This is a genomic window from Mesorhizobium sp. EU05-FHT14A09 (genome assembly GCF_058790995.1).
Window position 1 is genome coordinate 1 of record NZ_JBYTDF010000005.1, and the last position, 13157, is coordinate 13157.

A 13157-nucleotide genomic window follows, 5' to 3' on the forward strand; every position below is an offset into this window, starting at 1 on the left:
CCGGCGGTGGTGGCCATCAACCACTTCGTCTCCGACACCGATGCCGAGATCCAGGCGATGAAGGAGTTCGTGGCGGCGCAAGGGGCCGAGGCGATCCTGTGCAAGCACTGGGCACAGGGCTCAGCCGGCATCGAGGAGCTTGCCCACAAGGTTGTGGAGATTGCCGAGAGCGGTGCCTCGCAGTTCTCGCCGCTTTATCCCGACGACATGCCGCTGTTCGAGAAGATCAACACCATCGTCAAGCGCATCTATCGCGGTGACGAGGCGATTGCCGACAAGGCGATCCGTGACCAGTTGCATCAGTGGGAACAGTCTGGCTACGGCAACCTTCCCGTCTGCATGGCCAAGACGCAATATTCCTTCTCGACCGATCCGAACCTGCGTGGTGCTCCGACCGGCCACACCGTTCCGGTGCGTGAGGTTCGCCTTGCTGCCGGCGCCGGCTTCGTCGTCATCATCTGCGGTGAGGTGATGACCATGCCTGGCCTGCCTTCCAAGCCATCGTCGGAGAAGATCTTCCTCAACGACCAGGGCCAGATCGAGGGGTTGTTCTAAACGGGAAGGCAGTCGGCAATCGGCAGTAGGCAGTCGGGTATCGATCTTTCCGACTGCCGATTGCCTACTGCCGATTGCCTCTTTTCAAATGACACTACCGGGCAAACTTTCACTTTACGAAGCCATCGGCGGCGATGGAGGTCTGGAGCGGCTCGTCCAGGCTTTCTGCGACATTATCGAACAGGACGAGGATGCGCAGGAACTGCATCTTCTCCATCGTCGCGGCCATGGCGTCGCCCATTCCCGCATCGAGCAGTTCGACTATCTCTCCGGTTTTCTCGGCGGTCCCCAGCACTATGTGCGAAGGCACGGCCATTCACGGCTGCGCGAGATCCATGAGCATGTTCCGATCGGACCTCAGATGCGCGACCTCTGGCTGAGATGCATGGCAAAGGCGGTGGCGGAGGCCGGCATTGCCGAACCGACCGCCAGCCAGTTCATGCAGCATCTGGCGCGGGCGGCCGAGGTCGCCAGTAACCAGGACTGAAGCAATTCCAGGAAAAGTCTGTAGCGATTTTCCGTCCGGAATTGCGCAAAACCAAGTAACTATCCGGAAATCGCGGCCCTGGCCTGCTCTTCCAGCCACGCCACCATCTTGCGGTAGGGCACCGGCCCGTGGCTGATGCGGGCAACGCCGAGTTCGGCCAGCTTCTGACGCGGCGGCACATGCGCCAGCGCGATGATGTTGACCGGCAGCGCAACTGCCTTGCACAGCTTTTCGATGAGCGCCGGATCGCCGAGCCCGGGTGCGAAGAAACCATGCGCGCCGGCCTTCTCATAAGCTGAGGCACGCGCGATCGCCTGTTCGACCAAGGCTTCGCTGTGCTCTTCGGGCTTGGCTTTCAGGAAGATGTCGGTGCGGGCGTTGATGAAGGCCGGCACACCGCTGGCCTTGACCGCATCGGCTGCCGCCTTGATGCGTTCGACCTGCACCGCGATCTCGTAAAGACCGCCGCCACCGACGATCTGGTCTTCGAAATTGAAGCCAACCGCACCCGCCTCGATCGCCTGCGCCACGGTCGACGCGACCGTTGCCGGCGCTGGCCCATAGCCGCTTTCGAGATCCATCGTTGCCGGCAGCTCCACCGATGCGGTGATGCGGCGGAAATTGTCGAGCGCCAGCGCTAACGGAATCTTCTCGCCATCCGGATAGCCGAAGGCTGCCGCAACTGGCCAGCTACCGGTCGCCAACGCCTTGGCGCCGGCCTTGACGACAGCCTGGGCACTGCCCGGGTCCCAGACGTTGAAAAGCACCACCGGGTCGCCCTTGACGTGAAGGGCATGGAAAGCACGCGCGCGTTCGATCTGGTCGCTCATGGATTTGCCTTGTGCAGGATGTCGGTCTGCGGCGAGCCTAACGTGCACCTCTCAGCCGCGCCATGGCACAGATCGACAATGCTGACATGTCCAACCGTCGGTGGCAGCGACGCTGCCCCGGATTAGGACAGCGATGTGCGGGTTGCCTCGACGCCATATTCAGCCGCGGCATCGGCAAGCGTGTGCCAGAGGCTGTCGGAGAAACTGGTGAAGACGAGCAGATTGTAGACCGTGTCGCCATTGGCAGCATCTGCTCCACGCCAAAGATTGACGCCGGTATGATCGATCGACGTTGCGGCAGCCGCTCCGACCGGAAACACGCTGTCATGCAGATCGATCGACGACACTTTGGAGAGTGCACTGCGTACCTTGGCGCCCGACAACCGGATCAGGCAGCGGCCACCGGATTGATCACTGAGAGATGCCATGCCGTCGAAGACAACCGCCAGTGATGGGACGGGATCGGGGTTATTTCCCGCGCTGAGCACAAAGAACTGATCCGGACCGGTCCATATCAGCGTGACGCCTTTGCCGACAGCGGCTCCGGGCTTCTCCGGCGGCAGGACACCCCAGGCTTTTTTGGCCGCCTTTGCGACTTCGGCGACCTGGCCACGGCGTGCCATCACCTGCACCAGGTTGAAGTCGCTGATTTCCGACAGGGCGATACCGGCTTCCCCGCTGGCCAGGCCAAGACGGCCGGGCGCGAACGCCATGCGCAGCGGTGACTGCGCTTCCCAGGAATACTCAACCACGCTGGCGCCCTCCCTCGGGGTCGTAGAAGACCGGACTGGTGATCTCGACATCCATCTCTTCGCCGCGCAGCGGATCGTAAGCCCGCACGATCTCGCCGTGGCGCTCGCGTCCACGCTCGACCAGCGCCAGCGCGATCCAGTGACCGAGCATCGGCGAATAGCAGACCGAGGTCAGATAACCCTGGTCGGTGTCGGGACCGGGAACGGCGCCCTTGGGGATGACATGCGCACCCGAACGCAGCCTGCTGGCCTTGTCGACCGGCTTGACGCCAACCACCACCTGCCGGTCCGGCGCGACCAGCGCCTCGCGACCGGCCATGACGCGACCGACATAGTCCTTTTTCTTCGACATCATCTTGCCGAGGCCGAGATCGTCGGCCGTCGTGGTGCCGCTGAGTTCGGGGCCGGCGACATGGCCCTTTTCGATGCGCATGACGCCAAGCGCTTCCGTGCCATAGGGCGTAACCCCGAACTCGGCGCCAGCGCGCATCAGGTTCTCGGCCATGGCTTCGCCATAGCGTGCCGGCACGCCGATTTCGAACGCCATCTCGCCGGAGAACGAGATGCGGTAAAGCCGCGCCCGCATGCCGCCGCGCAACGACACTTCGCGCACCCCCATGAACGGGAACCCTTCATTGGAGAGGTCTTCCGCCGGATCGCACAGGTTCTTCAGAAGGTCGCGCGTGTTGGGGCCGGCGATCGAGAACTGCGCCCACTGATCCGTCACCGAGGTCAGCTGCACATCGAGCTCGGGCCACAGCACCTGCCGGCAGTATTCGAGATGCTGCATGGCCGGCCCGGCCTTGGCGGTGGTGGTGGTGAGGAAATAGTGATCCTCCGCCAGCCGCGACGTGGTGCCGTCGTCATAGACCAGCCCGTCCTCGCGCAGCATCAGCCCGTAGCGGGCCTTGCCGACCGCGAGATTGGAGAAGGTGTTGATGTAGAGGCGGTCGAGGAAGGTGCCGGCATCCGGACCACGCACGTCGACCTTGCCCAGCGTGGAGACATCGCAGAAGCCGACGCCGTTGCGTACGGCGCGTACCTCACGCGTCACCGACTCCAGCCAGTCCTTCTCGCCGGCGATCGGATACCATTGTGCACGCTTCCACAGGCCGGTGTCGACGAACACGGCACCCCGCGCGGCTGCCCAGTAGTGTGACGGCGTCAGGCGCCACGCATGGAAGTTCTCGTCACGATGGTGACCGGCCAGTGCGCCGATCGCCACCGGCGCATAAGGCGGCCGGTAGATCGTCGTACCGGTATCGGCAATGTCGCGCCCGCTTGCCTCGGCCATCAGGGCAAGACCATTGACGTTGGACAGCTTGCCCTGGTCGGTCGCCATGCCGAGCGTGGTGTAGCGCTTCAGGTGCTCGACGCTCTCGAAGCCTTCACGCTGCGCCAGCTTCACATCGGAAGCCGTCACATCATGCTGGAAATCGACGAAAGCCTTGCCGCCCTCGACATGCCACAACGGCTTGATCGCAAATCCTTCGTCGTCGCCCTGGGGCCTTTCACCAGCCTTGCCCTTGGCGCCACACTCCTTCGCCGCAACGGCACCAGCCGCATGACCTTCGCGCAGACAGGCAGCAAGCGAGAAATCACCGCTGGCTGCGCCCACCAAGACCATGCCTGCAGGGCACTGCCCAGGCACAAAGGCCGCGATGTCGTCACGCCAGACCGGCCTGCCACGCTGGAACGACGACAGCGCCACATTCGGATTCCAGCCGCCCGACATGGCCAGGCAATCCGCTTCGATCTGCTGTGTACGGCCACCGGCATCGCGCACGATGATGCTGCGTACGCCATCGACGCCGCCATTCACATCGCTGACGACGCCACCGAGCTGTCGCAGATTGAGCCCGCGATAGGCCTCTGGAATCACACCACGGCTGTCGATTACGGCAGCGACCGAACCTCCGGCGCGCTGGACGGCTTCAGCCGTGCGCCAGCCGTCGTCATTGTTGGTGAAGAGCGCGACCTGCCGGCCGGGCATCGCCGCGAACCGGTTGATGTAGCTGCGCACAGCGGATGCCATCATCACGCCCGGCCTGTCATTGCCCGGGAAAACCAGTGGACGTTCGATCGCGCCGGCCGCGACGACAGCGCGCCTGGCGACGATGCGCCAGAGCCGCTGGCGCGGCTGATGTGCCGGCGGCACCGCGACGTGATCGTTGACCCGCTCGAGTGCGCCATAGGTGCCGCCGTCATAGACACCGAAAACGGCAGTGCGGGTCATGATGCGGATATTGGCCAGTCCCGCGATCTCGCGCTGTGCATCCGCCAGCCATGCCTCCGCCGGCTTGCCGTCGATCTCGCCATCTTCGGAGAGCAGGCGGCCGCCGAGGCGACTGTCCTCTTCGGCCAGGATGACGCGTGCGCCGGCGCGGCCTGCGGCGAGTGCGGCGGCGAGGCCGGCCGGGCCGCTGCCCACCACCAGCACGTCGCAATGCGCCCAGGCTTTCTCGTAATGATCCGGATCAGCTTCGCCCGATGCCTTGCCGAGGCCGGCAGCGCGGCGGATGGCTGGCTCGTAGAGCTTTTCCCAAAGCTTCGCCGGCCACATGAAGGTCTTGTAGTAGAAGCCGGCGACAAAGATCGGCGAGAACAGCGAATTCACCGCCATGACGTCATGGCGCAGCGAGGGCCAGCGGTTCTGGCTCTCCGCTGAAAGCCCGTCATAGAGCTCGGTCGTCGTGGCGCGTGTGTTGGGCTCGCGCCGTGCACCGTTGCGCAGTTCGACCAATGCGTTCGGCTCTTCCGCCCCGGCGGTCAGGATGCCGCGCGGCCGATGATATTTGAACGAACGGCCGACCAGCCTGACGCCGTTCGCCACCAGCGCCGAGGCCAGCGTATCGCCGGCGAAGCCGACCATTTTCCTGCCGTCGAAGGTGAAGCCGAGCGGCTGCTTGCGATCGATCTGGCCACCGCTCGACAGGCGGTGGGATTGCGTGCCTGCGGAGACAAAACGCGGCGGCCGTGCGTCGGCGACAGGCTTCTCATTGAAGGCGAGCGGCGCGGCATCACCGGAAATCTGGCTGGTCCTGCTCATGATGTCGCGCCTGCCTTGGCCGGCTTCTGCGCACCTGCACCCGGTGCCGCGCGCACGGCCTTGATTTCATGTGTTGTCGTGCTGCGGGTGACAGTCAGCCAAGAACGGCAGCCGCCGCCATGGTACCAGCGTTCGTCCATGTCGCCGGCAACGTTGTCACGCAGATAGACGTAGTCGAAGAAAAGATCCTGCGCGTCAGGCTGCTCGGCCCCGTCGGCCGCGAAAGCCATCGGCCGCTTCGGTGCCGCGTCGCCGAGATAGGTGAACTCGCCGAGTTCGCGTTCGCCGCAGAATGGGCATGCTATGCGCATGGCGCCTTACTCGCTTTCAATGCAGGTTGGGTTGGGCGCCCTGGCCCTTCTCGTCGATCATCGCGCCGCGCCGGAAGCGGTCGAGCCGGAAGCGTTTTGCTTCCTCGTGCGGCTCGTCGCGAGCGAGCAGGTGAGCAAAGACCAGGCCGGAGGCCGGCGTCGCCTTGAAGCCGCCGTAACACCAGCCGGCATTGAGATAGAGCCCGTCGATCGGCGTCCTGTCGATGATCGGCGTGCCGTCCATCGACATGTCCATGATGCCGCCCCACTGCCGCAGCAGGCGCACGCGGCCGATCATCGGCATCAGCGCCATGCCGCCTTCGCAGACGTCTTCCATCACCGGCATGTTGCCGCGCTGGGCATAGGAGTTGTAGCCGTCGAGATCACCGCCGAAGACAAGCCCGCCCTTGTCGGACTGGCTGACGTAGAAATGGCCCGCGCCGAAGGTGATGACGCCGGGAATGAGCGGCTTGATCGCCTCGGATACGAAGGCCTGCAGCACATGGCTTTCGATCGGCAGGCGCATGCCGGCCATCGCCGCGACGCGCGAGGTGCTGCCGGCCACCGCCATGCCGATCTTGCCGGCGCCGATCGTGCCGCGCGCCGTTTCGACGCCGGTGATCCTGCCGTTCTGGTCGCGCGTGAAACCGGTCACCTCGCAGTTCTGGATGATGTCGACACCGAAGGAGTCGGCGGCGCGCGCATAACCCCACACCACGGCATCGTGGCGGGCCGTACCAGCCCGTGGCTGCCACAGGCCACCCATCACCGGGAAACGGGCATTGTTGTAGTTCAGGAACGGCAACACCTTGCGGATCTGATCGCTGTCGAGCAGTTCCGCGTCGATGCCGTTGATGCGCATGACGTTGCCGCGCCGGGCAAAGGCATCGCGCTGGGCATCGGAATGATAAAGGTTGATGATGCCGCGCTGGCTCACCATCGTGTTGTAGTTGAGGTCCTGCTCCTGCCGCTCCCACAGCTTCATCGACAGCTCGTAGAAGCCGGTGTTGCCCGGCAGCATGTAGTTGGAGCGGATGATGGTGGTGTTGCGGCCGGCATTGCCGGATCCGATCCAGCCCTTCTCCAGCACCGCGACGTTGCGGATGCCGTATTCCTTGGCGAGGTAATAGGCGGTGGCCAGTCCATGACCGCCGCCGCCGATGATCACCACGTCATAATGTTTCTTCGGCTGGGCATCGCGCCAGGCGCGCGTCCAGCCCTTGTGGCCGGAAAGCGCCGCCTTGGCGAGCGAGAAGATCGAGTACCGCATTTCAGTCTGTTCTGACCCTTGTCTCAAGACGTTTCCATTTTTCGGAAACGTCTTAACCGCTGCCCACTTTTCCTGGACTTGCTCCCGCCGCTACACGTCGAGCGTGTGGTCGCGCTCCCACTGGGTGAAATGCGAAGCGTAGGAATTCCACTCCTGCTGCTTCAGCCGAATGAAGGCCGCCGAGAACTCCTCGCCCATGGCCGCCTTCAGCGACGTGTCCTTGTCGTATTCGCGCAGCGCATCGAGCAGGTTGAGCGGCAGCTTGGCACCGTGGGTCACGGTGTGGCCGTCCTTGTACATGTCGATATCGCTGCGCGGTCCCGGATCGGCCTTGCTCTTCATGCCGTCGAGGCCGGCAGCAATGATCACCGCCTGCATCAGGTATGGATTGGCGGCACCGTCCGGCAGGCGGAGTTCGAAGCGGCCCGGCCCTGGCACACGCACCATGTGCGTGCGGTTGTTGCCGGTCCAGGTCACGGTGTTCGGTGCCCAGGTCGCCCCCGAAATCGTGCGCGGCGCGTTGATGCGCTTGTAGGAATTGACGGTCGGGTTGCAGATCGCGGCCAGGGCCGACGCATGTTTCATGATGCCGCCGAGGAAATGGCGGCCTTGCTCGGAAAGCCCGAGTTCCATGTTCTTGTCGGCGAAGGCGTTGGTCTTGCCGCCGAGATCCCAGACCGAGATGTGCGCATGGCAGCCATTGCCGGTCAGGCCCTGGAACGGCTTCGGCATGAAGGTGGCGCGCAGGCCATGCTTTTCGGCGATCGACTTCACCATGAACTTGAAGAAGGAGTGCTTGTCGGCAGTCGCCAGAACATCGTCATAGGCCCAGTTCATCTCGAACTGACCATTCGCGTCCTCATGGTCGTTCTGATAGGGCTCCCAGTTCAGCGACAGCATCGCGTCACAGATTTCGGCGATGACGTCGTAACGGCGCATCACCGCCTGCTGGTCGTAGCAGGACTTGGCGGCGGTATCGTATTCGTCGGAGATCTGCTTGCCGTCCGGCGTCGTCAGGAAGAACTCGGGCTCGACGCCGGTCTTGACGCGGATGCCGAATTCGGCGGCTTCCGAAACCAGGCGCTTCAGCGTGTTGCGCGGCGCCTGCGCCACGCTCTTGCCTTCCATCAGGCAGTCCGACGCCAGCCAGGCGACCTCAGGCTTCCATGGCAGCTGGATGACCGAATCCGGATCCGGCACGGCCAGCATGTCCGGATGCGCCGGCGTCAGGTCGAGCCAAGTGGCAAAGCCGGCAAAGCCGGCTCCGTCCTTCTGCATGTCCGAGATCGCCTGCGCCGGCACCAGCTTGGCGCGCTGGCCGCCGAACAGGTCGGTGTAGGAGATCATGAAATATTTGACGTTACGCGCCCGGGCGAAATCCTTCAGCTCTGCGGTAACGGCCGTGCTGGCTTCGAAATTGGTTCCCATTGTTTTCCCCTGGGTTTTTCTTCTTGTTGTTTTGATTGATCGAAGAAGATGCCTAGAAGCTGCCCTTTCCCGGTATCCAACCGGTGCCGGCGAGCGGAACGCCTGCCATGGCCGCGGATTCGATTGTCAGGGCGCAGAGATCCTCCGGTTCCAGGTTGTGGACGTGATTCTTGCCGCAGGCACGGGCGATCGTCTGTGCTTCCAGCGTCATCACTTTGAGATAATTCGCCAGACGGCGGCCGGCTGCGATCGGATCGAGGCGTTTCATCAGCTCCGGATCCTGGGTGGTGATGCCGGCCGGGTCCTTGCCTTCGTGCCAGTCGTCATAGGCACCGGCCGTGGTGCCGAGCTTCTGGTACTCGTCCTCCCAGCGCGGGTCGTTGTCGCCGAGCGCGATCAGCGCGGCGGTACCGATCGAGACGGCATCGGCGCCCAGCGCCAGCGCCTTGGCGACATCAGCGCCATTGCGGATACCGCCGGAGACGATGAGCTGCACCTTGCGGTGCATGCCGAGATCCTGCAGCGCCTTCACCGCCGGGCGGATGCAGGCGAGCGTCGGCTGGCCGACATGCTCGATGAACACTTCCTGCGTTGCTGCGGTACCGCCCTGCATGCCATCGAGCACCACCACGTCGGCACCCGCCTTCACGGCAAGAGCGGTGTCGTAGTAAGGCCGCGCGCCGCCGACCTTGACGTAGATCGGTTTTTCCCAGTCGGTGATTTCGCGCAGTTCGAGGATCTTGATTTCGAGATCGTCCGGGCCGGTCCAGTCGGGATGGCGGCAGGCGGAACGCTGGTCGATGCCCTTGGGCAGCGTGCGCATTTCGGCGACGCGGTCGGAAATCTTCTGGCCGAGCAGCATGCCGCCGCCGCCCGGCTTGGCGCCCTGGCCGACAACGATCTCGATGGCATCGGCACGACGCAGGTCACGCGGGTTCATGCCATAGCGTGACGGCAGATACTGATAGACCAGCGTCTGTGAATGGCCGCGCTCCTCCTCTGTCATGCCGCCGTCGCCGGTGGTCGTCGAGGTGCCGGCGATCGTCGCGCCGCGCCCGAGCGCTTCCTTGGCCGGCCCCGACAGCGAGCCGAAGCTCATGCCGGCGATGGTGATCGGGATTTTCAGCTGGATCGGCTTTTTCGCATGGCGGGCGCCGAGCGTGACGCTGGTGTCGCAGCGTTCGCGATAGCCTTCCAGCGGATAGCGCGAGATCGACGCGCCGAGGAACAGCAGGTCGTCGAAATGCGGCAGCTTGCGTTTGGCGCCCGAGCCGCGGATGTCATAGATGCCGGTTGCCGCCGCACGGCGGATCTCCGACATCGTATAGTCGTCGAACGTGGCCGAGCGGCGAGGCGTCGTCGGAGGATTGTGATAGGTCATGTAGGCGTCCCCTCAGTACGCGTCGGCGTTATCGATATTGAAATTGTAGAGCGTACGGGCCGATCCGTAGCGTGTGAATTCTTCCGGTTTGACATCGGTGATGCCGGCGCGGTCGAGCAGCTCCTTGAGCTTGGCGATATGCTCCGGACGCATTTCCTTCTTGATGCAGTCGGCGCCAAGGCTCTTCACCTCGCCACGCACGAACAGGCGCGCCTCGTAGATGGAATCGCCCAGCGCATCGCCGGCATCGCCGAGCACCACGAGATTGCCGGATTGCGCCATGAAGGCCGACATGTGGCCGACATTGCCGCGCACGACGATGTCGATGCCCTTCATCGAGATGCCGCAACGCGACGAGGCATTGCCTTCGATCACCAGCAGGCCGCCGCGGCCGGTCGCACCGGCATACTGGCTGGCGTCGCCCTTCACCGTGATCTGGCCCGACATCATGTTTTCGCCAACGCCGGGCCCGGCCGAGCCGTGCACGGTGATGCTGGCCTTGTCGTTCATGCCGCCGCAATAGTAGCCGACACTGCCGCGCACCTCGACGGCGATCGGTTGCGCCACCCCGGCGGCCACGGCGTGGCTGCCCTTCGGGTTGATCACTTCCCAGCTCGGCTCGTCGGCCGCATCCGTCACCTGATGCAAAGCGAGGTTGAGTTCGCGCAGCGGTGCCGCGTCAAGATCGAAGACGCGCGGCGCATAGTTGACTTCGCGCTGCGGCGCCTTGGCGAGAGTTGTCACGGACATCGGCTCAGTGCTCCCAGAAATAGACGGTTGACGGCTCCGGTTCCCACACCTTGGCATCCTCGATGCCGGGCAGCTTGGTCAGCGCGCGGTATTCCGAGCCGAAGGCGACGTAACGATCGGTCTCGGCAAGCACGGCCGGCTTGCAGGCGATGGCATCGCGCACGACGCCGAAACCGTTCTTGGTGCCGACGACAAAGGTGAAGAAACCGTCGAGGTCATTGACGCTGCTTTCCAGCGCCTGGCCGAGATCCAGGCCGTGCGCGATCTTGGACGAGAGATAGGCGGCAGCCACCTCGGTGTCGTTCTCGGTCTCGAACTTCATGCCCTCGCGGATCAGTTCACGCCGCAGATTGTTGTGGTTGGACAACGAGCCATTGTGCACCAGGCACTCATCCGGTCCGGTCGAGAAAGGATGCGCGCCAAGCGTGGTGACGGCGGATTCGGTCGCCATGCGGGTATGGCCGATGCCGTGGGTACCGGTCATCTTGCTGACGTCGAAGCGCCTCACGACGTCGACCGGCAGGCCGACTTCCTTGTAGATTTCGATGGCTTCGCCGGCACCCATGATGCGCACCGATGGACGGAGTTCGGCGATCGCCTCGCGCACCGCCTCAACCTTGCCGGCGGGCACGTCGATCACCGCATGCGTCGACTTGGCCAGCAGCTTCACCTTGGCGTCGATCTTCTTGCCGAGCTCGGCTTCGAGACCGGCGAAATCCGCCTCCGGTGATGGCGACTGGATCGTAACCTTGGCCTTGCCTTTGGTCGCGGCGCCGTAGACTGCGATGCCCGCGCTGTCGGGGCCGCGATCGGTCAGCATGACCAGCATTTCAGAGAGCATGGCGCCGAGTTGCGGCTCCAATGTCTTGTCCTTCAAGAACAGTCCCACAATTCCGCACACGACGTTACCTCCAATGGCAGCGGTCCGATGATTGAACGCTAGCAGCTTTAAAAATCCAATTCAACTGCTATGAATGTTTTTTTCCTTACAGAAAAGTCTCGCATCACGTCTCGCCGCGGAACCGGGGCCTCCTGGGAGGACTAAAGTCGGAACCAGGGAAAGTTGCCTATCAGTAATATTTCTTGCACAAAGATATTGCCCAGACGACGGAATTCGAGTCAATATGCGTCTGGCGAAAGTGCAGGCCGATAAGAAAAGAATGGCCGCTTTTCGAAGGTACCCTTGAGGAGAAGGACACCCACATGACAGCTTCCTGGCGTTTCTCGACTTTGGCCGACCGCCATCGCGCCCTGGGCTCCAAGCTTGAAGACTGGAGCGGCATGGGCACGGCCTGGACTTATGACAAGGACGCCGACGAAGAATATGTCGCCATCCGCACCAAGGCCGGCCTGATGGACGTTTCGGGCCTGAAGAAGGTCCACATCACCGGCCCGCACGCCTCGCATCTGATCGACCTGTGCACGACACGCGATGTCGAGAAGATCTACCCGGGCAAGTCGGTCTACGCCTGCATGCTCAATGATGCCGGCAAGTTCACCGACGATTGCGTCGTCTACCGCATCAGCACCAATTCCTGGATGGTCGTGCATGGTTCGGGCACCGGCCACGAAGAGCTGACGCGCGCATCCATCGGCCGCGACGTCTCGGTTCGTTTCGACGACAATCTGCACGACCTGTCGCTGCAGGGTCCGACCGCCGTCGACTACCTGGCCAGGCATGTGCCCGGCATCCGCGACCTCAACTATTTCCACCACATGCAGACCCAGCTGTTCGGCCTGCCGGTGATGATCTCGCGCACCGGTTACACCGGCGAACGCGGCTATGAAATCTTCTGCCGCGGCCAGGATGCTGGCACGATCTGGGACCGCATCCTCGATGAAGGCAAGAACGACGGCATCATCCCATGCCGCTTCACCACGCTCGACATGCTGCGCGTCGAGAGCTACCTGCTGTTTTATCCCTACGACAACTCGCAGAAATATCCCTTCGAGAATGAAGGACCTGGCGACACGCTGTGGGAACTGGGGCTCGACTTCACCGTCAGTCCCGGCAAGACCGGCTTCCGCGGCGCAGAGGAACACTATCGCCTCAAGGGCAAGGAGCGCTTCAAGATTTTCGGCGTCCTGCTGGACGGCACCAAGCCGGCGGACGAAGGCGCGCCGATCCATCGCAACGGCAAGAAGGTCGGCGTCGTCACCTGCGCGATGTATTCACCGCTGGTGAAGAAATCGATGGGCATCGCCCGCCTCGATGTCGACTGTGCCGTCGTCGGTACCGAACTCGAGATCCGCAACGCGTCCGGGTCGGTGAAGGCGACCGCACAGGCATTGCCGTTCGACGATCCCAAGAAGCTGAAGCGCACGGCGAAAGGCTGATCCGTTG

The 13157-nt window shown here is 63.4% G+C and carries 12 protein-coding genes; 3 read left to right on the forward strand and 9 right to left on the reverse strand.

The annotated features are described in order from the left end of the window. Together AC3WTO_RS18000 and AC3WTO_RS18005 are read left to right on the forward strand one after the other, a co-directional pair. The coding region (locus AC3WTO_RS18000; RefSeq protein ID WP_492462124.1) for a formate--tetrahydrofolate ligase at positions 1-555 on the forward strand (555 nt) is incomplete at its 5' end. A gap of 88 nt (positions 556-643) precedes the next feature. Next, positions 644-1042 (forward strand): group II truncated hemoglobin, encoded by a 399-nt coding sequence (locus tag AC3WTO_RS18005; RefSeq protein WP_492462125.1) that lies wholly within the window; start codon positions 644-646, stop codon positions 1040-1042. A 59-nt stretch (positions 1043-1101) separates the two neighbouring features. Here AC3WTO_RS18005 and AC3WTO_RS18010 read toward each other — a convergent pair whose 3' ends face one another. The 9 genes from AC3WTO_RS18010 to AC3WTO_RS18050 all read right to left on the reverse strand — a co-directional run bounded on the left by AC3WTO_RS18010 (position 1102) and on the right by AC3WTO_RS18050 (position 11714). Then, positions 1102-1872: an isocitrate lyase/PEP mutase family protein gene (locus AC3WTO_RS18010; protein WP_492462126.1), complete on the reverse strand. Its 771-nt coding sequence runs from the start codon at positions 1870-1872 to the stop codon at positions 1102-1104. Between the two features lie 122 nt (positions 1873-1994). Continuing rightward, positions 1995-2624: a sarcosine oxidase subunit gamma gene (locus AC3WTO_RS18015; RefSeq protein WP_492462127.1), complete on the reverse strand. Its 630-nt coding sequence runs from the start codon at positions 2622-2624 to the stop codon at positions 1995-1997. Then, positions 2617-5673, reverse strand: a complete 3057-nt coding sequence (locus tag AC3WTO_RS18020) for a sarcosine oxidase subunit alpha family protein (RefSeq protein ID WP_492462128.1) — start codon at positions 5671-5673, stop codon at positions 2617-2619. The genes AC3WTO_RS18015 and AC3WTO_RS18020 overlap by 8 nt, the downstream gene beginning before the upstream one ends. Further along, positions 5670-5984, reverse strand: coding sequence for a sarcosine oxidase subunit delta (locus tag AC3WTO_RS18025; protein ID WP_492462129.1), 315 nt, complete (start codon positions 5982-5984; stop codon positions 5670-5672). The genes AC3WTO_RS18020 and AC3WTO_RS18025 overlap by 4 nt, the downstream gene beginning before the upstream one ends. 16 nt (positions 5985-6000) lie before the next feature. After that, positions 6001-7254, reverse strand: a complete 1254-nt coding sequence (locus tag AC3WTO_RS18030; protein WP_492462131.1) for a sarcosine oxidase subunit beta family protein — start codon at positions 7252-7254, stop codon at positions 6001-6003. 90 nt (positions 7255-7344) lie between these two features. Continuing rightward, complete coding sequence (gene glnT, locus AC3WTO_RS18035) at positions 7345-8682, reverse strand: type III glutamate--ammonia ligase (RefSeq protein WP_326895666.1); 1338 nt, start codon at positions 8680-8682, stop codon at positions 7345-7347. Between the two features lie 52 nt (positions 8683-8734). Further along, a complete protein-coding gene (locus AC3WTO_RS18040) occupies positions 8735-10063 on the reverse strand; it encodes an FMN-binding glutamate synthase family protein (protein WP_492462132.1) in 1329 nt (442 codons plus the stop codon). Between the two features lie 12 nt (positions 10064-10075). Beyond that, the gene (locus AC3WTO_RS18045; protein ID WP_129413591.1) at positions 10076-10813 is read right to left on the reverse strand and encodes a GltB/FmdC/FwdC-like GXGXG domain-containing protein; all 738 of its coding nucleotides are present in this window, start codon (positions 10811-10813) and stop codon (positions 10076-10078) included. A 4-nt stretch (positions 10814-10817) separates the two neighbouring features. After that, positions 10818-11714, reverse strand: a complete 897-nt coding sequence (locus AC3WTO_RS18050) for a class II glutamine amidotransferase (RefSeq protein WP_492462133.1) — start codon at positions 11712-11714, stop codon at positions 10818-10820. A gap of 302 nt (positions 11715-12016) precedes the next feature. On the opposite strand from AC3WTO_RS18050, the gene AC3WTO_RS18055 reads away from it, so the two are divergent. Then, on the forward strand, positions 12017-13150 hold the full coding sequence (locus tag AC3WTO_RS18055; RefSeq protein WP_492462134.1) for an aminomethyl transferase family protein: 1134 nt from the start codon (positions 12017-12019) through the stop codon (positions 13148-13150). Positions 13151-13157 lie beyond the last annotated feature (7 nt).

Excerpts from the sequence above, each read along its gene's own strand:
- AC3WTO_RS18030 (WP_492462131.1), bottom strand. The coding sequence starts at position 7,254 with ATGCGGTACTCGATCTTCTCGCTCGCCAAGGCGGCGCTTTCCGGCCAC.
- AC3WTO_RS18005 (WP_492462125.1), top strand. The coding sequence starts at position 644 with ATGACACTACCGGGCAAACTTTCACTTTACGAAGCCATCGGCGGCGAT.
- AC3WTO_RS18010 (WP_492462126.1), bottom strand. The coding sequence starts at position 1,872 with ATGAGCGACCAGATCGAACGCGCGCGTGCTTTCCATGCCCTTCACGTC.
- AC3WTO_RS18020 (WP_492462128.1), bottom strand. The coding sequence starts at position 5,673 with ATGAGCAGGACCAGCCAGATTTCCGGTGATGCCGCGCCGCTCGCCTTC.
- AC3WTO_RS18025 (WP_492462129.1), bottom strand. The coding sequence starts at position 5,984 with ATGCGCATAGCATGCCCATTCTGCGGCGAACGCGAACTCGGCGAGTTC.
- AC3WTO_RS18045 (WP_129413591.1), bottom strand. The coding sequence starts at position 10,813 with ATGTCCGTGACAACTCTCGCCAAGGCGCCGCAGCGCGAAGTCAACTAT.
- AC3WTO_RS18040 (WP_492462132.1), bottom strand. The coding sequence starts at position 10,063 with ATGACCTATCACAATCCTCCGACGACGCCTCGCCGCTCGGCCACGTTC.
- AC3WTO_RS18055 (WP_492462134.1), top strand. The coding sequence starts at position 12,017 with ATGACAGCTTCCTGGCGTTTCTCGACTTTGGCCGACCGCCATCGCGCC.
- glnT (WP_326895666.1), bottom strand. The coding sequence starts at position 8,682 with ATGGGAACCAATTTCGAAGCCAGCACGGCCGTTACCGCAGAGCTGAAG.